This window comes from Pirellulales bacterium (assembly GCA_036499395.1).
Classification (GTDB): Bacteria; Planctomycetota; Planctomycetia; order Pirellulales; family JACPPG01; genus JACPPG01.
This window is the reverse complement of record DASYDW010000066.1, coordinates 73,282-98,385: the sequence shown is the minus strand read 5'-3', so window position 1 is coordinate 98,385 and position 25,104 is coordinate 73,282. Positions and strand designations below refer to the sequence as shown.

23 protein-coding genes and 1 other RNA gene are annotated in these 25,104 nt (G+C 59.4%); 17 read left to right on the top strand and 7 right to left on the bottom strand.

Features of this window, described 5'->3' with window-relative positions; translation table 11 throughout:
* Positions 1-165 precede the first annotated feature (165 nt).
* The 6 genes from VGN12_12485 to VGN12_12460 all read left to right on the top strand — a co-directional run bounded on the left by VGN12_12485 (position 166) and on the right by VGN12_12460 (position 5,547).
* A complete protein-coding gene (locus tag VGN12_12485) occupies positions 166-1,989 on the top strand; it encodes a phospho-sugar mutase (protein ID HEY4310259.1) in 1,824 nt (607 codons plus the stop codon).
* 539 nt (positions 1,990-2,528) lie between these two features.
* A complete protein-coding gene (locus tag VGN12_12480) occupies positions 2,529-3,464 on the top strand; it encodes a hypothetical protein (GenBank protein ID HEY4310258.1) in 936 nt (311 codons plus the stop codon).
* Positions 3,465-3,485: 21 nt separating this feature from the next.
* A complete protein-coding gene (locus tag VGN12_12475) occupies positions 3,486-3,662 on the top strand; it encodes a hypothetical protein (protein HEY4310257.1) in 177 nt (58 codons plus the stop codon).
* 51 nt (positions 3,663-3,713) lie between these two features.
* Positions 3,714-4,553 carry a hypothetical protein gene (locus tag VGN12_12470; GenBank protein HEY4310256.1) on the top strand — a complete coding sequence of 280 codons (840 nt, stop codon included), beginning with the start codon at positions 3,714-3,716 and terminating at the stop codon, positions 4,551-4,553.
* 17 nt (positions 4,554-4,570) lie between these two features.
* Positions 4,571-4,768 (top strand): hypothetical protein, encoded by a 198-nt coding sequence (locus VGN12_12465; protein ID HEY4310255.1) that lies wholly within the window; start codon positions 4,571-4,573, stop codon positions 4,766-4,768.
* A gap of 20 nt (positions 4,769-4,788) precedes the next feature.
* The gene (locus VGN12_12460; protein ID HEY4310254.1) at positions 4,789-5,547 is read left to right on the top strand and encodes a DUF2238 domain-containing protein; all 759 of its coding nucleotides are present in this window, start codon (positions 4,789-4,791) and stop codon (positions 5,545-5,547) included.
* Here the strand turns inward: VGN12_12460 and serS are convergent.
* Positions 5,503-6,789: a serine--tRNA ligase gene (gene serS, locus VGN12_12455; protein HEY4310253.1), complete on the bottom strand. Its 1,287-nt coding sequence runs from the start codon at positions 6,787-6,789 to the stop codon at positions 5,503-5,505. The two genes, VGN12_12460 and serS, sit on opposite strands and share 45 nt — an antisense overlap.
* 95 nt (positions 6,790-6,884) lie before the next feature.
* Positions 6,885-8,255, bottom strand: coding sequence for a dipeptidase (locus VGN12_12450; protein HEY4310252.1), 1,371 nt, complete (start codon positions 8,253-8,255; stop codon positions 6,885-6,887).
* Positions 8,256-8,570: 315 nt separating this feature from the next.
* On the opposite strand from VGN12_12450, the gene VGN12_12445 reads away from it, so the two are divergent.
* The 9 genes from VGN12_12445 to VGN12_12405 all read left to right on the top strand — a co-directional run bounded on the left by VGN12_12445 (position 8,571) and on the right by VGN12_12405 (position 17,649).
* A complete protein-coding gene (locus tag VGN12_12445; GenBank protein HEY4310251.1) occupies positions 8,571-8,927 on the top strand; it encodes an ATP-dependent Clp protease adaptor ClpS in 357 nt (118 codons plus the stop codon).
* A gap of 115 nt (positions 8,928-9,042) precedes the next feature.
* On the top strand, positions 9,043-10,332 hold the full coding sequence (mtaB, locus tag VGN12_12440; protein HEY4310250.1) for a tRNA (N(6)-L-threonylcarbamoyladenosine(37)-C(2))-methylthiotransferase MtaB: 1,290 nt from the start codon (positions 9,043-9,045) through the stop codon (positions 10,330-10,332).
* Between the two features lie 37 nt (positions 10,333-10,369).
* Positions 10,370-11,203 (top strand): DUF4339 domain-containing protein, encoded by an 834-nt coding sequence (locus VGN12_12435; GenBank protein HEY4310249.1) that lies wholly within the window; start codon positions 10,370-10,372, stop codon positions 11,201-11,203.
* A 222-nt stretch (positions 11,204-11,425) separates the two neighbouring features.
* A complete protein-coding gene (locus tag VGN12_12430; GenBank protein HEY4310248.1) occupies positions 11,426-12,007 on the top strand; it encodes a hypothetical protein in 582 nt (193 codons plus the stop codon).
* 71 nt (positions 12,008-12,078) lie between these two features.
* Positions 12,079-13,572, top strand: a complete 1,494-nt coding sequence (locus tag VGN12_12425) for a hypothetical protein (protein HEY4310247.1) — start codon at positions 12,079-12,081, stop codon at positions 13,570-13,572.
* A gap of 321 nt (positions 13,573-13,893) precedes the next feature.
* Complete coding sequence (locus VGN12_12420) at positions 13,894-14,646, top strand: OmpH family outer membrane protein (GenBank protein HEY4310246.1); 753 nt, start codon at positions 13,894-13,896, stop codon at positions 14,644-14,646.
* Positions 14,647-14,724: 78 nt separating this feature from the next.
* On the top strand, positions 14,725-15,600 hold the full coding sequence (lpxC, locus tag VGN12_12415; protein HEY4310245.1) for a UDP-3-O-acyl-N-acetylglucosamine deacetylase: 876 nt from the start codon (positions 14,725-14,727) through the stop codon (positions 15,598-15,600).
* Between the two features lie 127 nt (positions 15,601-15,727).
* On the top strand, positions 15,728-16,534 hold the full coding sequence (gene lpxA, locus VGN12_12410) for an acyl-ACP--UDP-N-acetylglucosamine O-acyltransferase (protein ID HEY4310244.1): 807 nt from the start codon (positions 15,728-15,730) through the stop codon (positions 16,532-16,534).
* On the top strand, positions 16,531-17,649 hold the full coding sequence (locus VGN12_12405) for a Gfo/Idh/MocA family oxidoreductase (GenBank protein ID HEY4310243.1): 1,119 nt from the start codon (positions 16,531-16,533) through the stop codon (positions 17,647-17,649). The genes lpxA and VGN12_12405 overlap by 4 nt, the downstream gene beginning before the upstream one ends.
* Before the next feature lie 88 nt (positions 17,650-17,737).
* Here the strand turns inward: VGN12_12405 and VGN12_12400 are convergent, their stop codons facing one another.
* The 4 genes from VGN12_12400 to VGN12_12385 all read right to left on the bottom strand — a co-directional run bounded on the left by VGN12_12400 (position 17,738) and on the right by VGN12_12385 (position 22,708).
* Positions 17,738-19,192: a Gfo/Idh/MocA family oxidoreductase gene (locus VGN12_12400; GenBank protein ID HEY4310242.1), complete on the bottom strand. Its 1,455-nt coding sequence runs from the start codon at positions 19,190-19,192 to the stop codon at positions 17,738-17,740.
* A 233-nt stretch (positions 19,193-19,425) separates the two neighbouring features.
* Positions 19,426-20,769 (bottom strand): GTPase HflX, encoded by a 1,344-nt coding sequence (gene hflX / locus VGN12_12395; protein ID HEY4310241.1) that lies wholly within the window; start codon positions 20,767-20,769, stop codon positions 19,426-19,428.
* Positions 20,770-20,929: 160 nt separating this feature from the next.
* Positions 20,930-22,060 (bottom strand): ribosome small subunit-dependent GTPase A, encoded by a 1,131-nt coding sequence (rsgA, locus tag VGN12_12390; protein HEY4310240.1) that lies wholly within the window; start codon positions 22,058-22,060, stop codon positions 20,930-20,932.
* A gap of 189 nt (positions 22,061-22,249) precedes the next feature.
* Positions 22,250-22,708: an FHA domain-containing protein gene (locus VGN12_12385; GenBank protein ID HEY4310239.1), complete on the bottom strand. Its 459-nt coding sequence runs from the start codon at positions 22,706-22,708 to the stop codon at positions 22,250-22,252.
* Between the two features lie 100 nt (positions 22,709-22,808).
* Between VGN12_12385 and VGN12_12380 the strand changes: the two genes are divergently transcribed.
* Together VGN12_12380 and rnpB are read left to right on the top strand one after the other, a co-directional pair.
* Positions 22,809-23,768: a TIGR01212 family radical SAM protein gene (locus VGN12_12380; GenBank protein ID HEY4310238.1), complete on the top strand. Its 960-nt coding sequence runs from the start codon at positions 22,809-22,811 to the stop codon at positions 23,766-23,768.
* Between the two features lie 69 nt (positions 23,769-23,837).
* Positions 23,838-24,291, top strand: an RNA gene (gene rnpB / locus VGN12_12375) — RNase P RNA component class A.
* 49 nt (positions 24,292-24,340) lie between these two features.
* On the opposite strand, the gene VGN12_12370 is transcribed toward rnpB, so the two are convergent.
* Positions 24,341-24,721: a toxin-antitoxin system HicB family antitoxin gene (locus VGN12_12370; protein HEY4310237.1), complete on the bottom strand. Its 381-nt coding sequence runs from the start codon at positions 24,719-24,721 to the stop codon at positions 24,341-24,343.
* Between the last annotated feature and the right edge of the window lie 383 nt (positions 24,722-25,104).

Here is a 25,104-nt window from a genome sequence, read left to right as displayed (position 1 = left end):
TAGCGGGAGCGAGTGCGTGCAAGTATAGCAACCTCGAAAGCCGTCGCGTTGTCGCACGGTCACCGCGAGGCCATCGGCCTTGTTTGCAGACCGCATTTCGGCACAATAAACGCACGCCTGGCTGATCGGCCTCGGGCGACGGAAGGTTCCCTTTCAGGAGCGATCATGTCGACTTCCCCGCAATCATCGGCCACGGCCCTCGAAGCCCTGCAGGCTGCCGCAAAGGCCGGTCAAATTTCGGCCACCGCCGTCGAGAATATTCGTGCCTGGCTGACCGAGCCGCGTTACGCCGAGTATGCACCGCAAGTCGAAGAGCAAATTACCGCGGGCCACTGGCAGCAGTTGGACGACGTTTTCTGGACCGTTATTCCGTTTGGCACCGGCGGTCGACGCGGCCGGATGTATCCGATCGGCTCCAACGCGATCAATGATCGCACGATGGGGGAAAGCGCGCAGGGCCTGGCCGATTATGTCAAGGAACAGCGGCCAACCGGCGACTCACTTTCGTGCGCAATCGCCTACGACACGCGGCACCGCTCGCGTCATTTCGCCGAGCTGTGCGCCGAGATCATGGTCGCGGCGGGCTTCGAGGTCTTCTTCCTCGACGGATTTCGCAGCACGCCCGAACTATCGCTCGCCGTACGGCATTTTCGCTGCTCGTGCGGCATCATGATCACGGCCAGTCACAATCCACCCAGCGACAATGCGATCAAGGCCTATTGGAGCACCGGCGCCCAGTTACTGCCGCCGCATGACAAGGGGGTGATCGAGCGGGTCATGAACGTTTCAGCAATCAACCGTGTGCCATTTGCCGAGGCCCTGGCGTCGGGCAAAGTGAAGTACAGCCAGGAAGAGGCCGACACCGTTTATCAAAAGGGAATCCTGGCTCAGAGCCTACCCGGCCCGCGGGCTTTGAAGATCATCTACTCGCCGATGCACGGCGTAGGGCGATCGAGCGTTTGCCCGGTGCTGGCGCTGGCCGGCTTCAAAGACGTGGAAGTCTTCAAGCCGCACGCCGAACCGGACGGCGATTTCCCCAACGTGCCGGGACACGTTTCGAATCCCGAAAACCCAGCCACTTTCGACACCATGATTGAACGTGCGCAACTGAGCGGCGCGGAACTGATCTTATCCACCGACCCCGACGCGGATCGGTTGGGCTGTGCGGCGCCCGCCAGCACGGCGCTCGGCGCGCAATGGCGCACCTTTACCGGCAATCAGATCGGTGCTTTGCTGGCCGAATATGTCCTTGCCGGTCGCAAGGCCGCTGGCACGCTGACGAGCGATCATTATGTCGTTAAAACGCTCGTCACGAGCGAGATGATCCGCCGCATCGCCGATGCGTACGGCGTGAAGACGTACGGTAACCTACTGGTGGGCTTTAAGTGGATCGCGCAAACTATTGACGAAGTCGGGCCCGAGAAGTTTGTGCTGGGCTGTGAAGAGTCGCACGGTTTTCTCGTCGGCACGCACGTCCGCGATAAGGACGCCGCGGTGGCCGCGATGTTGATGGCCGAACTTGCCGCGCAATGCAAGACTGCCGGGCAGACCCTGTGCGAAAAGCTCGACGCGCTCTATTGGCAACACGGCTGTCATGCCGAGCGAACCGTATCGAAAACGATGCCCGGCAGCGAAGGCATGACGCGTATGAAGCAACTTATGACCCGTTTGCGCACCGAACTGCCGAAATCCCTAGGTGGCATCAAAGTCGCGCAGGCGCGGGATTATCTAGGTCAGGTAATACTGACGCCTGACGGCGGAAAGAAAAAATTGGACGGCCCCAAGGACGACCTGATTATTTTCGACCTGGAAAAGGCCGGCAACTACGCCGCCGTGCGCCCCAGCGGCACCGAGCCCAAGGTGAAGTTCTACACCTTTGCCTACGAGCCCGCCGAACAACTGGCGAACCTCGACGACACGAAGGCTGAACTCGAAGAACGCCTCACGACGATGGAGAAGGACCTGGCCGCCGTGGCCGACGCGACGTAAACACGCGAGCGTAAACCCGCATAGGATGGATAACTCTCAGGATTTTTTTTGGATGCCACTTTGGAAGCGAGGAAGCCCTTGGCAGGATGAAGTACGACACGGCGATGGGCACCTTGCGAGGCATGTTGCTGGGAATTAGAGTAACTCCAAAGCAACCAACGTCGATTGGCTGGGACGCTACGGACCCCTGCCTAAGAGGACAACTCAACGTAATGGCCCGGCGTGCTGGTCGTTTGTCATGGCGCGCGCGTTTCTTTGGCGCGAACAGGCATTCGCAACGGCCGCAACCCTGCCTATTTTAAAGGCAAGAGATGGGCGGCAGTTTGCTTTGTTATACAAATGCGTCACTGGCAGAACTGCAGTATCGCGTGCATTCGATTTCCAACACATTGTTAGCTCACGCAAGAGCACCTATCGTTATATTCTTGAGTTCATTCGCAAGTCACACTTGAATTGTGAACTCTATTCGGCGATCAGACATACTCACGCGTGTGAGCACGGCATAAAACTTTTCCCGCGTAAGAATACGAGTGAGGTCTATGAGCCTTAAGGCAATCGCCAAGGGAGCGGCAACCTTTGTACCCGGGGTTCAGCGATTTACGAATCGTGCCAGCGGTGGTTCAAATATGCCCCGCTACTGCTACAGTGTCTGGTTGCGGCATTTAGTAACCATGAAGCGTGCTGGTGCCCAAAACATCCGTGTCTTGGGAGAGCTTGGACCAGGAGACTCACTAGGAACAGGCATTGCATCGCGGCTGTCAGGCGTCGACCAGTACATTGGCTTAGAAGTAAAAAAGTACTTCGACGTCGAAACCAATCTGGCGATGTTCGACGCTCTTGTTGAACTGTTTCGTCGCCGAGAGCCCATTCCCGGACCTGATGAGTTTCCGGGGGTACGCCCGCTCCTTGATGACTACGATTTTCCGAGTGATATAATTCCGAGCAACGCCCTCGATGCGGAGCGCCTGGCACTGATTCGTCGAGACCTGACACGCCTCGACGATGCCGATAGCACGATCCGTTATGCAGCACCATGGGATGACTCCAATGTGATTATGCGCGGCGTTGCCGATGCGGTGATCAGCCAAGCTGTCATGGAACACGTCGGAGATGTCCCGCGGGCTTATGATGCCATCGCAAAATGGATTCGGCCAGGCGGCTATACGAGCCACGCCATTGATTTTCGATGTCATAAGACCGCAAACGAATGGAATGGGCATTGGGCCTACGGCGATTTATTATGGCGGGTAGTGGTTGGCTCTCGTCGATTCTTAATCAACCGTGAACCTCATTCTGTGCATGTCGAAAGTTTGAAGCGGCTAGGATTTAAAATCCTGCAGGACGAATGCTACGGCTCTGACGGAGGTCTGAGTCGTCACCGGCTGGCGCGGCGATTTCGCACGATGAGTGACCAGGACCTGCAAACATCGAATTGTTATATCCTTGCCCAATTGACGAAGGACGGAGCAGGCTGACCGTTCTAGCTCAGCTCGTCGATGGCCCGATTTGGCGTGGCCGCGGCCATCCACGGCATTGAACCGACAATCATGTTCGTCATCTTTGCCTACGAGCCAGCCGAACAACCGGCGAACCTCGACGACACGAAGGCCGAGTTGGAAGAACGCCTCAGCGCGATGGAAACAGACCTGGCCGCCGTGGCGGACGCGGTGTAACAGCGGATTGCCAACTCACGCGAAACTCCGTGTGGGCTTTAGAGGACGAGAATGGGGTTTTATACGTCGCTGACTTACTATCGGCCGCGTCCAGCGCCCATCGTGACGCCACGCGAGTTACGGCTCTTCTTTCTTGATCTGCTTGAAACAGGCGTTCTAGCTCGCGAGGGGCGTGCTAATTTCGAAATCAAATTCGGCAGCGCTATCGACCGGGACGATCGTCCGTCATCTTGGCTTGAACCAATTAATTCTGTCATCAGCACGGTCAAGGATATTGCCTGGGATTGGACGCACGAGGCAGATGACATCGTTTCGATGGTCGAAGCGCTCGGAGACGAGTCACGACCAATTCATCGGGCATTCATCTCGCTGGGGCCGGCGACGGACGATCTATGCAAACAGTTGTCTCGCATCGGGTCTCCAGAGAACGACGAAGACTTCGTGCCGGATAGTTGGTCGATGGAGTTTGGGCCGATTATGCTCGAAGACCCAGCAGCTGGTGTCGAATACCATATCGGATGGATGGGCATCAGTTTTGGCGGCAATGGATACATTTTCCCCTGGACCACGGCCGAAGTGCTCGATCGGATCGAGCGATCAACGGAGTTGAATAAGGTGGCCGCGGTATGTCAGTGGTACTGGCCTGTGCCTGGAAAGAAGCCATCGTTTTGGACGCGTAGAATGCGGCGTCGCCTGGGGAAGCTGTGGCCTTACGGAGAGGTCAATAAGCCCTGGGATTGGTACTGTGCGTTCAAGGAGTCGTATAAATCGATCCTTGGAAAGTTGTTAGGGCCATTTGGTACCAGCAGTTGCGACTGTCGCTCGATTATGCTGCCGCGCGGGAATAATCTCTCCTCGCCACGGATCAGTATTAGCAGGAACAACTCCTGACAACCGTGGAGGGGCACATGCTGCGCCGTCCTCTGTTCCTGCTCAGTTCGACGATGGCCCTGTTCGGCGTGGCCGCGGCCATACACGGCATTGATACCGGCTATGCCAAACCGCTTGGCATCGGATTGGTAATGCTGTGCGGCGCTGCCGTGTTCGCGTTGCTATACGTCGGTTCGCGTGGCAAATCGGCGATATGTGAACGCAGCGACGGCTAGCCTCGCAATGAGGTGTAGATATGTCCTCGCGCGGCCAGGAATCGCGAGTTGCGTCTCGGACATCCGCGTTCAAGCCGTGGCTGCTTGGCGGTTTTGTCGCATTGTGGATCGCAAGTTGCATTGATCCCCCCTGGCCGTACGAACTGATTCTGCAACACATTCCGACGGTGATTGCCATCGCTTTGCTTATAACGCTGGATCGTTACCAGCCGATGAGCCTGGCGAGCTTCACTGCGGTTTTGGCGTTTCTGTGCCTGCACTTGCTGGGGGCACGCTACCTTTACTCCAATGTGCCGTATCGCGAATGGTACAACGCGTTGGGTGGAAATGCGCCTTCCTCCCTCGGTTGGCAACGAAACCATTACGACCGGCTCGTTCACTTTTGCTACGGCCTGATGCTCGTCCTTGTAGTGCGCGATGTTCTCGATAAGTCGTTACGCATGCCGCGAGCTTGGGGAATAACGCTGGCGATCGGCGCGATTCTGGCTTCGAGCGCTCTTTACGAGCTTTTGGAATGGCTCATCGCGATCGCGCTTTCGCCGGACCAGGCCGAGGCCTACAACGGCCAGCAGGGCGATATGTGGGATGCGCAGAAGGATATGGCGCTCGCCCTGGCAGGCGCCATTGCCGGCTGCATCGCCGTGAAGCGGTGCCGCAACAAATCTCTCGACCGTGAGAGTGGCGGAAGGATCCGGCGCGAAACAACCGGTCGCGACGCCGTTTTCAGCGAGTTACTAAATCGGCGCCACGATCCGGTCTTTGCCCATAAATGGCCGTAGTACCTCGGGCACTAGAATCGAACCGTCGGCCTGCTGATAGTTTTCGATCACGGCTATGATTCCTCGGCTGATGGCGATCGCCGTGCCATTTAGCGTGTGCAAGAAGTGGGTTCCCTTTTCCCCCTTGTTACGATAGCGAATTCCCAACCGCCGGGCCTGATAGTCCGTGCAATTTGACGTGCTGGTCACTTCGCCAAATTCGCCGCCATCGCCGCGGCCGGGCATCCACGCTTCGAGATCGAATTTACGATACGCCGGACCTCCCAGATCGCCTGTCGCGGTGTCGACAACACGATAGGGAATCCCCAATCCGTCGAACAGACGCCCTTCCAGCTCGCAGAAATAATCGAGCATCGCGTCGCTCTGCTCGGGGAGCGTGAAGGCGAACATCTCGACCTTGGTGAATTGATGAACGCGGTACAGGCCGCGTGATTGGCGTCCCCCGGCGCCAGCCTCGGTGCGGTAGCAATGGCTGATCCCGCAGTACTTCAGCGGCAGCCGTTCGGCCTCGATAATCTGATCCGATAGCAGGCCGCCCAATGTAATCTCGGCCGTCGCAACCAGGCTCAGGTCACTGTCGGCCACACTGTATATCTGTGTTTCAGGCCCGCGCGGGATGTAACCGGTCCCTTGCAGAATGTCATTGCGCGCCAAGTCTGGCGTAATCGTCGGCGTGAATTTCTCCGAGATCAGCAGATCGAGCGCATAGCGCTGCAGCGCTAACTCCAGCAGCACCGCGTCGTTGAGCAGGAAATAAAACCCGTGCCCCGCGACTTTCGCTCCACCTTCGAAGTCGAACAATTGCAGCCGCTCACCCAAAGTGACGTGATCGAGCGGCTTGAAGTCGAACTTCGGCAGCGGCGTCTTTCCCTTGCGAATTTCCAGGTTCGACTGATCGTCGGCACCGGTCGGCGCGGCGGGGTGCGACAGGTTGGGAATCGTGCGCAGGATCGCATCCGTCTCAGCGATTAATGCATCGACCTCGGCCTGCACGGCCGTCGTCTTATCGCGCAGCTCGCGCCCCTGGTTCTTGCGCGCCTCGCGCTCTGCCGGATCTTTGGCCTGACCGATCGATTTCGAGACTTCGTTCGCCTGGCGATTCAACTGCTCCACTTCGGTCTGCTTCTCGCGGCGCTGCGATTCGAGCTGCAAGAAGCGATCGATGTCTGCCTTGGCGCCGCGCAGTTCGCAATTCTTCTTTACCAAGTCTACGTTTTCAGCAACGAATTTACGATCGAGCATGTGAAAGACGATGAATGAGGATTGCTGGTTGAAAATCCGATAGGAGCAGGTCGCGGCTCAAAACACGGCGATCCGCAACAGCGGCACACGACGTGTCATTTCTTGATTTTGCTGATTTCCTGCCACAAGTGAGCGCTCGCCTTGATGCCGCGATGAAAGTCGGCCAGGCAAAACTTCTCGTTCGGGCTGTGCGTATTGTCGTCGTTTTGCCCCCATCCCAGCAGTAGCGTATCGACTCCCAACTTTTCGTGAAAGGTCGACACCACGGGGATCGATCCCCCTTCGCGAATGAATACCGGGCGACGCCCGAAGCCGGCCTCGATCGCCCGGGCCGCGGCGTCCATGTAGGGGCTGTCGAGCGGCACGACCACGCCTGGCGCACCGTGAAACGAAATCAATTCCATCTTGATTCCGGGCGGAACGCGCGGCTCGAGAAACGCCTGCAGCGTCGTCGCTACCTTGTGCGGATCTTGGTTGGGAACCAGCCGAAAGCTGAACTTCGCGCTCGCCCGGGCCGGCAGCACCGTTTTCGCCCCTTCACCCTGGTAGCCACTGGTCAACCCATTGATGTCGCAGGTGGGTCTTGCCCAACGCCGTTCGAGCGTCGTGAAGCCTTCCTCGCCTGAGAGGGCGTCGACGCCGAGCTGCCGCATGAATTCTTTCTCGTCGAAATTGAGCTTGCGCATGGCCGCGCGCTCGGTGTCCGTGATCGGCAACACGTCGTCATAGAAACCGGGAAGCTGGACCTGGCCGCGCTCGTTGACCAGCGCCGTCAGCATGCGCACCAGCGCGTTGGCGGGGTTGGTGACCGCACCACCGAAGACGCCCGAGTGCAAATCCTGACTCGGGCCGGTAAGTCGCAGCTCGAAGTACGCGATTCCTTTCAGGCCGTAGGTGATCGCCGGTTGGCCCGGGGCGAATTGGCTGGTGTCGCTGATGACGATAATGTCGCAGGCCAGCCGCTCGTGATTGCGATCGACGAAAGTGTCGAGATTCGCACTGCCGACTTCCTCTTCTCCCTCAATGATGTATTTCAGGTTCAGCGGCAATCGGCCCGCGGTCTTGATCCAGCCCTCGGCGCTCTTGATGTGCGTGAACATCTGCCCCTTGTCGTCGGTCGCGCCGCGGGCGTACAAGTTGCCGTCGCGCACGGTCGGCTCGAAGGGGGGCGAGATCCACTCCCCCAACGGATCGGGGGGCTGCACGTCGTAATGGCCATAGACTAGCACCGTGGGCGCGCCAGGCACGGCCGAGCTCTCGGCATAGACGATCGGATGCCCGTCGGTCTCGATCAGTTCGGACTTGAAGCCCAGCGATTGGAACTGCTTCAGCACCCAGCCGGCCGCGGCGCGAATATCCTGTTTGTGCGCACTCATGGCGCTGACGCTGGGAATTCGTAACAGCTGGCACAGCTCTTCTTCGAAGCGTGGAGCTTGTTCGTCGAGATATTCGTCCAGGGTGGCCATTTTATGTCCAGGGGCGATTGATGATTTGTCACATGAAGGTGGGTCGCGGAACACGAAAATGCGTGGTGTTGGCACCCTGAATCGTTGGTGACGAGGCATCTGCAGTCAGCAGCCCCCTCAAGGTCGCAGGGTTTCCGCGGCAGTCAGGCGTCCAATATAATGGTCTACAGTGATTCCGCTACGGCGGACAGCGCGGCCGGCGCCGCAAAAATCGGTTGCACCGCCGCTTTGCCGTGTCAGAATTACGAAGGTCGCCGGACGTGCGACCGCCAAGCAAGGCCGGGAGGCCGAGCCACCCGTCACGGGAGATCTGTCGTGTCGAGCCAAGCCGCTGTCGAAGAGCCGATCGCTGAAATCGTCGAAGAGCGCAAAGCGCGGCAGGACAAAAAGCCGAAACGCCAGCCCCGCTATAACGTGATTCTATGGAACGACGATGATCATTCGTATCCCTACGTGATGGTCATGTTGCAGGAGCTTTTCGGACACAAACTGGAAATGGGTTACCAGTTGGCTACCGAGGTCGATACCGCCGGGCGGGCCGTGGTGCTCACGACCACGCGCGAGCACGCGGAATTGAAGCGCGACCAAATTCACGCTTATGGTAAAGACGACCTGATCGCGAATTGTCAGGGGTCGATGTCGGCTTCGATCGAGCCTATCGAAGAAGAATGACGCGCGGCCAGCGCATTGTTCGCGCGGCCGTGACTTGCGATAAAGAACCTCCGTCACCCGACGGTCTGATAGAACTGAATTCCCTTCCCTCTACCTCGACTTGCCATAGAGCGAAATGCCCACGCTGCGAACCGCGACGCTCGGCTGTAAAGTCAATCAGTACGAAACGCAGTACGTGCGCGAGGGGTTGCAAGGGATCGGCTACCGCGAAGCGAACGGCGACGAGCCGGCCGACCTGTGCATCGTCAACACCTGCACGGTCACTGCCGAAGGAGACGCCAAGAGCAGGCAAATCATCCGGCAGCTCGCCCGTCGTAACCCCGGCACGCGCATCGTCGTGATGGGCTGCTATGCAACTCGCGCTCCGGAGGAAGTTGCCTCGCTACCCGCCGTCAGCGAAGTTTTAACCGATAAGCGCGAATTGCCCGACCTATTGGGTCGCTTCGGCATTGTCGACGTGCCAACCGGAATATCGGGGCTCGATGGCCGGCAGCGCGCCTATGTGAAAGTGCAAGACGGCTGCCTGCTGAACTGTACGTTTTGCATCATTCCCAAAGTGCGACCGGAATTGGCCAGCCGTCCACCGGAGCAGATCGTCGCCGAGATCGAGCGACTGATCGGTAACGGCTATCGCGAGGTCGTACTGACCGGCATTCACCTGGGGCATTACGGCATCGAGCACAATCGCGGCCGGCCGAAAGACCAGTGGTTGCGACTGTCGCATTTGCTCGAACGCATCATACGCCTACCGGGTGACTTTCGCGTGCGGCTATCCAGCATCGAGGCTACAGAAATCACGCGCGAGTTGATCCGCGTCATGGCGGACCATCCCGACCGAATTTGTCCGCACCTGCACGTATCCATGCAGAGTGGATCGGACCGGATTCTGCGCCGTATGCACCGTCGTTGGGGAGCCCGACGATTGGTGGATCGTTGTCTGTTGGTGCGAGAATCACTCGCACAGCCGGCTTTGACGACCGATGTGATCGTTGGTTTTCCGGGCGAAACGGATGCGGACTTCGCTGATACGTGCTCTGTATTGGAAGAAATCGGCTGTTCGAAAATCCACATCTTTCCGTTCAGCGCTCGTCGTACGACGCCAGCCGCCGAAATGTCAGATCAGGTCGCGCCGGCTGTCAAAGCGGCGCGTGCCAATGAGCTGTCGGTGCATGCCGATCGTTTGCGCGACCGCTACTATCACAGCCTGCGCGGGCGAAGTCTGCAGGTGCTGGTCGAACCGCGTGCCGCGGCGCGCCCCGGATTCCGGCTGGGCACCTCGTGCCGGTATGCCCCCGTTGAAGTGCCCATCGAAGGGACGCGCGTTCGCGACTTCGTCACCGTGATTGCAGGGGACGTCGTCGATGGCTGCATTCGCACTCATGATCACCGTCCAGGCAGGACCTAAAGGACCGAGGCCGGGCCTGCCGCGCCGGGCGACGAGCATGGGAATCAGATTCGAATGCGTTCATTGCGGGCATATCCTGCATGTCAAGGATTTCCTGGCCGGCAAGCGTGGCATCTGTCCGCATTGCCAGGGGAAGATCGAAATTCCGCACGGCTCGACCATCCAAGCCGGCCCTGACGAAGGCGGCCCTGTCGCGGTGGAATTGCGTAACGTAATCGACGATCAGGCCACACGCGAAATGGGACCGGGAAGCTTCAATAGCCCTCACGCGACAGCGGGGATGGCCGGATCACGCGAAGCGATGCCGAATGCGATCACAAACGCTGCACCAGCGTACATGCCGCCGAACGTAGCATCGCCACAGCAACCGATGGGCGCGACTGGTCCGGCGCCCGGTGACTCGTCGGGCGACGCGGGCCTTTCGCAATGGTACGTGTTGCCGCCCGGCTCGATGACGAAGTATGGGCCGGCGCAGGGGGATCTCATACGCTCGTGGGTCGAAGAGGGACGCGTAGCGGCGGACGCGCTCGTATGGCGCGAAGGTTGGCCGCAATGGCGCCCCGCGGCCTCGGTTTTCCCGCAACTGGCACAAGCCGCTCCCGCCGTGCCCAGCGTGCCAACGACACCGGCCGTAAGACCGCACGTCGTGGCAACGACAGATAGCGATGTTAACACAGCGATGGGACCAGCGGTCGAGCTGAGCATCGATGATCCGGTGACCAGCACGCCGCAGCGCAGCACAAAGTATGGACCAAAACGTGCTCCGAGCGGCAAGCGAATGCGTCAACAGCAGAGCCTGATCATCGGACTGCTGGTGACGCTGATCGTTATCTTGCTGCCGCTGTTTATCTACGTCCTGTTGAATCAGTAGGTGCCGCGCCGCCGATTGCCACGCGACCAGGCTGACACTCAGGCGGTCAATCGTGCCAAGGGGATTTACCCCGGGGTGCCAGTTTTTGCATTACATTCGCGAGAACCGCATGCGCAGGGGATCGCGGTTCATTGGCCGAGCACCCCGAGTAGGCTACAATTCGGCAGCGTTCTGTCTTGGAATTTGCTCAAACGGATGTGATGAAGCAAGGAATCGACAACCATGAAATATTCCCCCAGTGCCGGGCTGCTCGGCGTGTTACTCACCGCCGGCTCGTTGGTTTCCGGTACGCTCGGTACTCAATGCTGTCGTGCGGAGGATGCCGCGCCAAAGACCTTCACGATCGGCGGCGCGTTTCAATTGAACTCACCGGAAACGTGGGTTAGCCGCGAACCGCGGACACGCATCGTCGAACACGAGTTCGCCGTTCCGAAGGCCGAAGGGGACGACCAGGATGGCCGCGTAACTGTGATGGGGGCGGGTGGCGGTGTGGCGGCCAATATCGACCGCTGGTATCAGCAGTTCTCACAGCCCGACGGTTCAAACACGAAAGAGCGAGCTAAAGTCGAGAAGAAAGAAATCGGTGGGCAATCCGTAACGATCGTCGATCTTTCAGGCACGTATACGGACCGGCCGGCCCCCATGGCACCGGGAGTCGAGCGTCCCAATTACCGCATGCTGGGCGCCATCATTGAGACAAAGCAGAACGGAAATCACTTCATCAAGTTCTACGGTCCTGAGCGGACCGTGACGGCGAACGCCGAGGCGTTCCGGAAGATGCTCGACAGCATCCGGCAAAAATAAGTGGGCCGAACGGCGCGTCGAGTGTCAGCTTTTCGTTCTCTACCCAACTCCGGCGACCTGCCGGTTCAGCGATGAAGATTCAGCAGTTTCTCGATCACCATGGGATTGGCGTCAACCCTTTCAGCGAAGAGGATGCGCAGACCGATCCGGTCTTCAAAGACCATTGCATTCTCAGCACCTACCATCCGAGCTGGGACAAAGTCTACGGCGATCCCGCCGAGCCCTCGACATCGATCGTGTTCGGCGAGAAGGGGTCGGGCAAGACGGCGCTACGACTGCAGATCGTACGACACCTGACCGAGTACAATCGCCAGCATCCGCAGCAGCGTTTGTTCGTCATTGAGTACGACGACTTCAATCCGTTTCTCGATCGATTTGTCGAACACACTGGCCCCCGCGGCCGGCGCGGCGAACAGGTGCTGGCGCAATGGAAACTGTGGGACCACATGGACGCGATCCTGTCGCTGGGCGTGACAACGCTCGTGGATCGTGTCCTGGGTGCGCAAGCGCAAAAGAGGGCTCCCGCCGTCGATGTCGGCTCGGTCGAAGTTCGCAAATTGGACCGGCACCAGGCACGCGATTTGTTGCTATTAGCCGCTTGCTATGATCAATCCACCGCCGAGGCGCCACGGCGCCGCTGGCATCGATTGCGCCGCAAGCTGCGCTTTCATAACTGGCGGGCCAAATGGCCGGGCGCGCTCGGCTTTTTCGGTACGCTGGCCGTTATTGGCGCACTGATCGGCTTGGATCGCGCCCATTGGTTCGAAACGCCCTGGCCCTACGCCTTGATCGCGGCGTTGTGGGTTCCCTGGGTGGCGCGCTGCTTGCGTTGGTTTTGGCGGGCTCGGCGCGTGTCGCGTCAATTGCGTGTCATCAAGCGCGACGTCAACCCGTTGCGGCATGTGTTGATGAACTTCAGCAACGATCAACTGGCGGGCCAACCGCTGCCCGAGCGCGAACGTACCGATGATCGGTTCGAGCTGCTCGTGAAATTTCAGGGTGTGCTCACCGGCTTAGGATTCACCGGCATCGTGGTTCTGGTCGATCGGGTTGACGAACCCCACTTCATCAATGGTTCGGCCGAACGCATGCGCGGCCTGTTATGGCCGATGCTGGATAACAAGTTCCTCAAGCATCCGGGCTTGGGCTTCAAGTTGTTGTTGCCGATCGAGCTGTCGTACTTTATCGATCGCGAGGAGCGTGATTTCTATCAGCGCGCACGCCTCGACAAGCAAAACCTGGTTCCGTCGCTGGAATGGTCGGGTGAGGCGCTATACGACGTGGCCAATTCCCGGCTCAAGGCCTGCGCCATCAACGGACGTACGCCGACGCTGCGCGATTTGTTCGACGAAACGGTCGATGATCGCCGACTGATCACGGCGCTGCGCACTCTGCGCGTGCCACGGCACTTGTTCAAATTCCTATATCGCGCGTTTGTGGCGCATTCGAACGCCCATACTGATGACAAGCCCGCATGGAAAATCTCGGGCGAGACGTTCGAGTCACAGCTAGCTCTCTATCAGCGCGATCAAGACGCTTTCGACCGTGGCATGGGGGCGGGTTGAAATCCTCCGTCACTCGGCGATCGCAGACGTGTCTCGATCGACGATCAACTCTCGAAAAATGCCCGCGTTTTCTCGGCAGATTTCCTGGCCGGCACATCGCCGGTGGCGGTCGTTGTGCCGTCGCTAAAGCCACTCGGAATGCCAGGTTAACGCCGCCCTTGACGGGGTAATTTTCTGGCCTTTACCCGTTCGGCGCTTGTCGGCACAATACCGCCTCGCCGATGACCCCCATCTAACCCCGTCATGGGCTCCGCGGCCGGAACAATCGTCAGGATGACACCCGGCCCGAAAAAATCCGCCGAAAAGCAAGGAGTGCTGAAAGTGGCTGACTCACTTTGCCGAGGTTCGTTCGCGGCTCTCTTCACGGCGCTGACCATCGCCACCGTGGCTGTTGGCCAGCAACAACCGCCACAGGCGCCCTCGCAGCAGCCCTTGCGTCCATCGCAGCCGGCCGGCGCACCGGCGGGAGCTCCGGGAGGCGCGCCCGCACATCATGCCGCTGGTCAAGCTGCCGGCGGACCGACGGGTGGCGTGGCCCTGATCGACCTGCCCTATGTTTTGAAGAATCACGGCGGATTCAATCACCGCCTGGAAGAGCTTCGCCATGAGGCCGAAGCCGCCGAAAACGCACTCAAGGCCAGTCGCGACTCGATTCAAAAGCTGATGGTTCAGCTCGACGATCTAAATCGTGGCAGCCCCGACTTCAAGAAGCTCGAAGAAGAAATCACCAAGCGCCAGGCCAGCCTGAGCGTGGACGTGAATATCACCAAGAAGAAATTCCAAGAGGCCGAGGCCAAGATCTACTACGAGGTCTATCAGGCGATCCTCGCTGAGGTTCGTTATTACGCCGAAGCCAATCGCATTACGCTGGTCCTGAAATTCAACGGCGACGAAGCGAACAAGGACAATCCGGAAGAGATCATGCGTGAAATGCAGAAAATGGTGCTGTATTACAGCCCGGCCGTTGACATCACGCCGATCATTCTCGATCGGATGAAGGGTCAGCAGCCGCGCGGCGCCGCGGGTGCGAATCCGGCAGCACAGCGGCCAGGCGTGCAGCCACGCCGTCAATAAGCACCACGCCCGAAAGGGGCGCGTAATGCATCATCTCGGTATCGGTTTACTTCTGGTTCCCGTTCGCTTGGCAGGCTGATGTACATCCAACGACAGCAACGTACGATCGAAAAAAACGCGACGGTTGAAGGCTTCGGTTATTGGAGCGGCAAGGACGTTCGGGTCGAATTCCGCCCGGCCGCTCCTGACACCGGAGTGGTGTTCGTCCGCCACGACCTGCCGAAGCCGCAACGAATCCAGGCCCACGTCGCTCAGCGCGTCGAGACTCCTCGTCGCACGACGCTTCGCGCCGGCACGGCGAGCGTCGAGATGGTCGAGCACATCATGGCCGCCTTGGCCGGATTACGAATCGACAACTGCGAAGTGTGGGTCAACACGGTCGAGATGCCGGGCTGCGACGGCTCGAGCCAGCCCTTCGTCGAGGCACTTTCGGCAGCGGGCGCGGTGACACAAAATGCATTGCGTACGGCGCTAGTCGTACGCGAGGTGACGCGGCTGGGCGATATCGACAGTTGGATCGAGGCTAGGCCGTCGGCCGGGCCAGGCATGTCGATTAAGTTCCGCATTGACTACGGTTCGGGGAATGCCATCGGACGCCAAACGCTGACGATGCCCATTACTCCCGATTCGTTTTGTCGCGAACTGGCCCCCAGCCGAACGTTCATGCTCAAGAGCGAGGCTGATTGGCTCGTGGCGCAGGGGCTAGGGCGCCGCGCTTCGACCAAGGACTTGCTAATCTTCGACGGCGACGGGCCGATCGACAACGAACTGCGTTTTCGCGACGAATGCGTACGCCATAAGGCGTTAGACCTGGTTGGCGATTTGGCCTTGGCCGGCTGCGATTTGATCGGGCACTTCGTGGCCCATCGTAGCGGGCACCGGTTGAATGCCGAATTGGTACGCGTGCTGTTGCAAGAGGGTGACATGCTGGTGGCGCATCGTCGTTCGGCGTAATGATTACGCCAACGAGCGTCACGGTACGAGTGCGGAAGTGTAAGGGATTATTACTTCGAATCGTCCACCTGACCTGAGCGACCGGTACGTCGCCAGAAGTCGGCAGGATGCGCGGAGCAGATCGCACATGGCAACTTATGTTTCGGAACACGTCGCGATCGATGCACGCGCGGAAATCGACATCGACGTAGAAATCGGGCCCTTCTGCGTGATCGGCCCTCACGTCCGCATCGGTCGCGGTACCCGGCTCGAGAATAACGTGACCATCATGGGGCACGTTACAATCGGCCAGAATAACCATATCTATCCTGGCGTCGTCATCGGCGGCGAGCCACAGGATATCAGTTATCGCGGCAGCGATACGCAAGTCGTTATCGGCGACTCGAACTGCATCCGCGAGGGGGTCACGATCAACCGCGCCACCGAAAAAGAAAGTGGCGTTACGTCGGTCGGCAACCATAATTTCTTCATGGCCTGCTCGCACGTGGCGCACGATTGCCGCCTGGGCGACCATATCATCATGGCCAATGCCACGTTGCTGGGTGGGCATGTGCATGTTCATGATTACGCTTCCATCTCGGGTGGCGTAGGGGTTCATCACTACGCCACGATCGGGTCGTATAGCTTTGTTGCCGGCATGAGCCGCGTGTTGCACGACGTGCCCCCCTACATGCTTGTCGACGGCCATCCGACTCGGCCGCGCTGCATCAACGTGGTCGCGCTCAAACGCAAGGACTTCTCGCAGGAATCGATCGACAGCCTGGCCGAGGCGCATCGACTGTTGTTCCGCGCTAAGGTAGGCCTCGAGCACGCCCGCGAAATCCTTCGCGGCAACAATCTGGTTTCGCCCGAGGTCGCGAATCTGCTCAGCTTCGTCGAGCAGCAGCAAGAAGGAAAACACGGCCGCGCTCGTGAGCGCAGGAGAGCTGCTTGAAACCGGTCAATGTGGCCGTGGTCGGCGTCGGACATCTCGGACGAATCCACGCTCGAATTATCTCGGGCCTGCCCGAGTTCCATCTCGTCGGGCTTGTCGACCCGGTGCCTGAGAATCTGTCCCAGGCGACAAACGATTTTCACGCCCCCGGCTTTCGCGATCCGCGCGAGTTGCCCGACGGCATCGACGCGGCGATCATTGCCACGCCCACTCGCTTTCACCACCAGGTGGCGACCGAGTTGATGGCCCGCGGCATGCATCTGCTGATCGAAAAGCCCTTGGCCAGCACGTACCCCGAAGCATGTGAACTGGTCGACCTCTCTCACGAGCAGGGCGTCGTGCTGCAAGTCGGCCATGTGGAACGCTTCAATCCGGCCTTTGGTGCCGCTCTACCGCATCTAACCGCGCCCAAGTACGTCACGGCCGTGCGCCGTTCGGGCTTCTCCTTTCGCTCGACAGATATCGGCGTCGTATTGGATCTGATGATTCATGACATCGACCTGGTGCTGTCCTTGGTCCGTTCGCCGTTACGGAATGTCGAGGCGCTGGGCCTGTCGCTTTTCGGACGGCATGAAGATGTCGCCAACGCGCGGCTAGCCTTCGAGAATGGCTGTATTGCCGAGCTGAGCGCATCTCGCGCCAGCCGGCTGCCCGCGCGAACGATGGATATCTGGTCATCGCGAGCGATGGCGAGCCTTGATTTCACGTCGCGCACCGTGGCGCTCGTGCGTCCCAGCGAGGCGATCGTGCGGCGCGAGGTCGACATCGAACGAATGTCGCCTGCTGATCGCACGGCACTCAAAGATCGGCTGCTTGTTGATCATTTGCCCATCGAACAAATGACAATCGAGCCGCGCGACGCCATAACCGCCGAGCTCAAGGATTTCGCCGAGAGCATTACGACAGGCCGCGCGCCGCAAGTCACGGGCGAGGCAGGGCGCGATGCCGTGGACGTCGCGGAGCGCATCCTCGCAAAGATGGCGCGGCACGCCTGGGATGGCACGCCGGACGGACCTGTCGGGCCGCACGTCGCTCCCACGCGGCAAATCATTCCGGGCCCGCATTGGGGACGGAAGCCGGCCACATCGCCGATCGAACGGCGCGAAGCGGGCTAACGAACGTCCGCCCGCGGTACATCGAGTACCATCGGCATCGCGCCTTCGTATCCCGTCAATACTCTCTCGAATGAGGCTCGTTCGTCGTTTAGACGCGACCTGCCTCGGGCACGATAAACGGTGCGCGATACTCGCGCGTCAGCATGGCATCTGCCTGCGAATCGTTGACGAATCGCTCGTCGTCGATGTCGAAGTGCAATTCTCGGCCATAAGTGATCTGGGTTTTCTCCGGATCGACGCCGTTCGCCTTCAGATGATCGCTAAATCGCTCGAAGGTGTCGACGGCATCGTCGTTACCGGCCAGTCGCATCTCGACCTGCTTCATGTTTTCCTGCGTCCCAAGGCGATACGAAATATTCCCCATGTGACACAGCGCACTCGAGAGATGCCCTTGCAGGATGTCCGCATTCAAATCTTCGGATTTGCGGCTGCGCACGGCCTTCAAGAAATTGGCGTGGTGATCGCCGCCTCCTTGGAACTCGGCGACTTTGTTTCCCTTGAGATCGAAGGCTGCGCCGGCCTTGTAATCGGTGAGGACGACAAAGCCATCGGCCCCCTCGAAGATCACGCCCACCCGCGCGTCGCGCAGCGCCTCGGTCGGCAAGCCGCGCACTTCGAAGACCAACTGTTGATCCCCGTAGTCGTGAATAATGACCTGGGTGTTGGCGGTTTCACCGGCGTCGGTATAACCGAGACGGCCGCCATAGCTGACGACTTCCGTGCTGAGCGTCTTTCCGCCCAGACCCCATCGCGCCAGGTCCATTTGATGGATACCCTGATTGCCGAGATCACCGTTGCCGTAGTCCCATATCCAGTGCCAGTCATAATGCAGCTTCTCTCGTGTCAGCGGCTTCACCGGCGCCGGGCCCGACCATAGGTCGTAATTTACCGACGACGGAATCGGGTAATCCCCTTTCGGGCCGATCGAGGGGCGTGGCTTATAGCACAGTCCACGAGCGATGCTCAACTGACCGATCTTTCCGGAGTGAACATAGTCGATCGCATCGATCGATCCCTTCATCGAGCGGCATTGCGTTCCGGTTTGGCAGATGCGGCCATACTTCCGCGCGGCGTCGACGATGCGACGTCCTTCGCTGACGTTGTGGCTGACCGGCTTCTCGACATACACGTCTTTGCCCGCTTGAATGGCCCAGATGGCGACCAGTGCGTGCCAATGATTCGGCGTGGCCGTCGTGACAATGTCGACCGATTTGTCTTCGAGCAATTGCCGAAGATCGGCAACATACTTCGGCTCGCGACCCTGTCGCGCAGCGACCTCTTTGACGCGCTGGCGGCCGACCGATTCGTCGACGTCGCACACGTATAAGACCTCGGTGTCCTCGCGCGTCGAGTATTTCTGCAAATGACTGTTGCCTTGCCCGCGCACGCCGACGCAAGCGACGCCCAGTTTCTCATTCGGGCTTTTGCTAGCCGGTGTGCCCGCCTCTTCGGCGTGCAGCTTGCCGATCCCTCCGGCAGCAACGGCCGCCGCGGCAGCCAACATCGAGTCTTCCAAAAACCGGCGGCGTGACAATGACGACATACAAAGCTCCGATAAAGTAGAAGCCCGCGTCAGGCTGAGGGCGGGTAGGGGTGCGCGGCAAATTCGGAAACGTAGCTGTCAAGTTTAACAGGCCGTGACGCGATGCAAAGTGCTTCCGGCTTCCGAGACGGGCGATTATTGCGGTCGATTGTCGCTCGCCTGTCCCGTGCGAATGACGATCACGGCTGCACGGACAATTAAGTGAACGTCGAAATCCTCACCGGCAGGCCGTTTTAAGCCACGTCCTCAATCGATTTATTCACGATCTCTACGGGTACCGTTTGCCCGTTACCCTCGTGGTGGTGGGGGCGAATGCTGGTGGCCGATTCGCGAATCGGACCGAGGTGCTGTTGCGGAATCCGACAGTGAATCGTTACCCGACTTTCGTGATATTGCTGGGACAATACCTCGGCATGTGCGGCCAGAAATGCCAACAACCGGCCGTTACCCGCCTCGGTCTCGATGTCAACATCGAGGAAACCGCGACTGAGCGCTTCGCTGGTTCGGCCGGCAAGTTGAGCGAGCCCCGTTCCGCGCCGGGCGCTAATCGGAATGGCATTCGGATATTTCTCCAGAAGTCCATCACGCTGCGCAGCGTCTTCGATCGCATCGATTTTGTTGAGCACCAGCAACGTGTCTTTCTCTTCGATGCCCAATTCTTCAAGCACCCCGTACACGGCGGTGATCTGCTGGTAAACCGCCGGACTGCTGGCATCGGCGACGTGCAACAGCAAGTCGGCCTGGCGTGCTTCCTCCAACGTAGCTTTGAAGCTCGCAATCAAATGGTGAGGCAGGTCGCGAATGAAACCGACCGTGTCGCTCAACAACACCGGCCCCCAGCCTGGCAGTTGCCAACGCTTGGTGCGCGTGTCGAGCGTGGCGAAAAGCTTGTGCGCGGCAAGGACCTCGGCGCCAGTGAGCGCGTTCAAGAGCGTGCTCTTGCCCGCATTGGTGTAACCCACGAGTGAGACCGTCATGCGATCGTGTCGGGCAGCGACCTGACGCTCCTTGCGGCGTTCGATCGTCGCCATCTCGGTGCGCAGGTCGTGGATCTTCTTCTCGACCAGCCGGCGATCGACTTCGAGCTGCTTTTCACCCGGGCCACGCATGCCGATTCCCATCTTCAACCGCGACAAGTGTGTCCACATCCGCTTCAATCGCGGCAACGAATATTGCAGCTGTGCTAGCTCGACGGCCAGGCGTGCCTCGTGCGTTTGAGCGCGGCTTGCAAAGATGTCGAGAATCAACTCCGTACGATCGAGCACCTTCACTCCGGTCGCCTGCTCCAGGTTGCGGGTTTGTGCGGGGGATAGATCGTTGTCGAAGATAATGACATCGGCGTCCTGCGATTCGACCAGCGCGTGCAGCTCCTCGACCTTTCCCTTGCCGAGATAGGTAGTCTTGTCGGGCGTCTCACGGCGCTGCGTGAGCTGGCCCACCACACGCGCACCGGCCGATTGGGCAAGGCCCTCCAATTCCTCCAAAGGTTCGCCTGGAAACTTGTGCGAAGGAAGCACGACGCCGACCAATACGGCCGCTTCACTGACGACGGTCTCTGAGCGGTACATCTCTTTCACGATGGCGGCGAATCCTTTTACAGGGGGCGAAATGCGTGATCGTTATTTGTCGCGCAAAGGATTGGGACAGAGCGGACGTCTAGTCGGTTCGGGTTCTATATCGAAAAAATGAGTGCCTGATCGGACGCTAGCATTGCTGACTGCCTTTCGTTGATATTTATCAGGAATCCATATCGCCCGCGTGCAGGTTGCAATAGCTCTCATAGCGGCGCGCGTCGAGCCAACCGTCAGCCACCGCATCCTTCACCGCGCAATCGGCTTCGTGCGTGTGTGTGCAATCCGGGAAGCGGCACTTGCTGACGAAGGGGCGAACGTCTCGGTAGTATCCGGCAACTTCTTCGCGCACCACGTCCCACAATTGAAACTGGCGAATGCCTGGTGTGTCGATTACATAGCCTCCTGCCGCCAGCGGCAATAGTCGAGCGGTGGTCGTGGTATGGCGTCCCTTTTGTGTCTCTTCGCTGACGTCTGCCACGCGCAGAGCAAAACCAGGCTCAATGGCATTAAGAATCGACGACTTGCCGACACCGCTCTGTCCGGCGACCGCGGTCGCAAAACCAGTCACAGCTCTTCGTAACCGATCGACGCCCAGGCCGGTTCGAGCACTGACGAGCAGAACGCGGTAGCCCATCTGGCTATACACTCCGACGATCGGCTGCAGTGTGGCGCGATCGACCAGATCGACCTTATTGATGACGATCAAGGGACGGATTTTGTTCTTTTCGGCGCTGACGAGAAAGCGGTCGATCAGATTCGGTTTCAGATACGGTTCGGCGGCGCTGCCGACAATCAGTAATTGATCGACATTTGCCACCAGGACGTGTTGCCGACGGCGCGTCTCGCGACTGACGACGCCATATCGTGGCTCAACGCGCTCGATGATCCCTTCGTTACCTGGGGACGGACGAAAAGCAACCCGATCCCCGGCGGCCACTACGTGCCGCAGGTCGGTACTGAGCGTCTTCAACAGTCGCCGGGTAGCGCATCGGTACAGTTGTCCGTCGATCGCCTGTACAGTGCTGATCAATCCTTGCACGGAAAGCACTCGACCCGCGAGACTTTCCGTCGCAGCGACGTTCGACTCGGTCGCGTCGCGGTCAACCGCCGTTGGATCATCGACCAGAATGGTCCGTTTGCGAGTCAGCTCGCCGCGACCGCTGATCCGCTCCCCCTTGATCGCGTCGTCCTGACGCGTGTCTTCGGTGTGGAATCGCTTCGTCCAGTCGGAGGTCCTGGCCCGGGTCACCCGGTTCTTGCGAAACTCAGCGCGAATCTTTTTCTTTTTGGCCATGCGGCGCGGGCGCGTTACCCCAACGAGATCGAATTAGAAAAGCTCAGTGCGTCGCCGCTGACGAAACGCCGCAGGCGGGACAGAGATGAAGATCGCAAACGAATAGATCGCTTGCAAGCTCTAGACGCAGACCGCGGACCCAGGCAATTCCAGCGTGGCGGCAAGCGTTTGCTCATGGGGCGCGGTGGCTCACAGAGGCTTGTTGAAGTCCTTGATCTGGCCGGCTTCGTTATTGAGAACGTCGTAGCGATCCTTGGCGTTCCCTTTTTCCTTCGCCAAACCAGCTCGCTCCAAGAGCGACTTCGAAAAGATTTCGGCGTTGGGGGCTCCCTGGCTGGGAGGCGGACCAACGGCACCCAGATCTGCCGGCGAGTATTGCACCGTATAACGGTGCGTGGCAATGCTCAGTACGTCACCTGGGTCGAGCCGCTTTTCGGTGACCCTGCTACCGTTGACCTTCAGCCCGTTACGGCTTTTTTGGTCGTGGACGTACCAATAGCCAGAATCGATCTGCAATTGGCAATGATGGGCCGAGACGTTGGGAAACCGCAGGACGATATCGCAACTTTCCCGTCGTCCTACGAGGAGAGTCTTCTTCCGCAACGGGATGGTGTCGCCTCCGCCAAGCGGGATCAGTTCACCATACATGTAGAAGGCTACCTAACGCGAAGAACGTAGTTTAAAACCACTTACCCCCTCCGGACTTGAGTCTATGCAGCCCTTGCGAATGCGTCAATAATCTCCTGCTATGCCTGCAATCGTCCTTCCAGACTGGCGCGCCGCCGGGCTTCGTTATTTCACGCTTAATCACTACTTGCGCTCGCGATTTGGCCAGCGCACTCAAAAAGTCAGCCTGAATGCCGGTTTTACCTGCCCGAACGTCGACGGCACGGTCACAACGGGTGGGTGCGTATTCTGCGACAACCGCAGCTTTAGTCCCAGCCGCCGGGTGCCGCGCGGAGCAATCCGTGCGCAGCTCGATGAGGGAATTCGCCGACTGAAATGGCGTTATGACGTCGATCGGTTTCTGGCTTATTTTCAACCGGCCACGAATACATACGCGCCGCTGGACCGGTTGGCGCAGGTCTATGACGAGGCGCTCGAGCACCCTCAGGTCGTGGGGCTGGCCGTGGGCACGCGTCCTGACTGTGTGCCGGACGACGTCGTGGCCCTGCTGGCTGACATCGCGACGCGGACGTACCTGTCGGTCGAACTTGGATTGCAGACGATTCACGACCGGTCGCTCGATTGGATGAATCGCGGTCACCATCACGACGCTTTCGTGGATGCGGTCGAGCGCTGCCAGGGTCGAGGGTTCGAACTTTGTGCCCACATCATGCTTGGGCTCCCGGGCGAATCACACGAAGACATGCTGGACACAGCCCGAGAAGTCGCCCGACTCGGCCTGGACGCGGTAAAGATTCACAATCTATACGCCGTGAAAGGGACACCGCTGGCTGACTGGGTAACGGCCGGCCATGTGCAATTGATGGAGCGGGACGAATACGTCGCCACGCTCGTCGATTTCCTCGAACTCCTCCCACCGCGATGCATCGTCGAGCGCGTCAGCGGCGAGGTCCCTCCGGACTATCTAGTAGGGCCAGCCTGGTGCCTGGACAAGCCGGCCTTGCGTCAAGCATTGGATGGCGAACTGCGCCGTCGCGACACCTGGCAGGGACGCCAATGGCAGTCGACCGTGTCCGCTTGAGACCGACCAGGATTCTTTGCCTCTCCGTTCACGGCCGGCCCGCGCTCGGCTATCGTAGAGCTTGGGTTCGGAGTGGACCCGATGGTCGCCGGCCGCGACCAGCGCGCAGGGCTTAACCGCCTCGCACGCCTAGCGGCGGGAGGAAAGTCCGGGCACTTCATGGACACGGTGATGGGTAACACCCACCGGCCGCGAGGCCAGGGAAAGTGCAACAGAAAGTAAACCGCCGCGCCGGACTCGTTCGACGCGGTAAGGGTGAAACGGCGAGGTAAGAGCTCACCAGCAGACCGGGCGACCGGCCTGGCTTGGCAAACCCCACCGGGTGCAAGACCAAACAGGGAGCAGCGGACTCGGGATGGCGCAAGCCATTCCAAGCACGCACGGACCGTCCGGGCCGTTATGACTTCCGGGTAGGTCGCTTGAGGAGCCGAGCAATCGGCCCCCTAGAGAAATGACCATCCCCCGTCGTGCCCCTTACAGGACACGACGGGGACAGAACCCGGCTTACAAGTCCACTCCGAACCCGTTTTTTCGATTTACCCCGTCCGGTCAAGACGCCATTCGGCCATCGCTTAGGCGTCGACCGGAACCAGGTCGCCGTCGACCATCTGCAACAGCTTTGAAATGCAGAGCTTGTTCATGCTGGTATGACGCTCGTGCGCCTCGGCACGCAACGACTCGTGCAGGCTCTTCGGCAGCCGGACCGTGATCACACGCGTCGGCTCGCGCGAGCTAGCAAAGAAGTCGCCGCGGGCGCGGAGCTTGGCCAACCGCTGCTGGATCTCGCCGTACTCGGCGGTCTGCTCGAATCGGCTCAAAAGTTCGGGGGAGGGGAAGGCCCGACGAACCACGCCTTCCAGTCCAAGAATCTCGCGGAAGAAAGTCACCCAGTCCGGGCTCTGTTGAAACATCTCATCGGCAACACGCAGAACTTCTTGCTCTTTAGTCATCATCGCGTCCTGTCTCCTATCGATCGGGGCAAACGAATCCTTTCCGTCGACGACCCCTCTGGTCGCCGGTTTGTCCCAATGATCTAAGCAAGTCAAGCACAGCACGGATGTCATGTCATCGCTAGCACTTAGGGCGAACGCCTGTTAATTGAGCAGGGCTGCTTTAGTCGAGGCATCGGAGGCCGTGCCTAATTGTTGTGCATTGGCCTTTTTCCCATTTCCAAAGTGTCCCGTAAAAGGAGACCGGAAAAGATTCAAGAAAAGCCGCGACGACAGTCATTTATGATCTGGCCGTGTGAAGCGGGGCAAAAAGAAAAGAACCGCGTGGATCGGGTGATCCACGCGGTTCGAATATCTTTACTGACCGGCCCGTACGACTCGGGGGG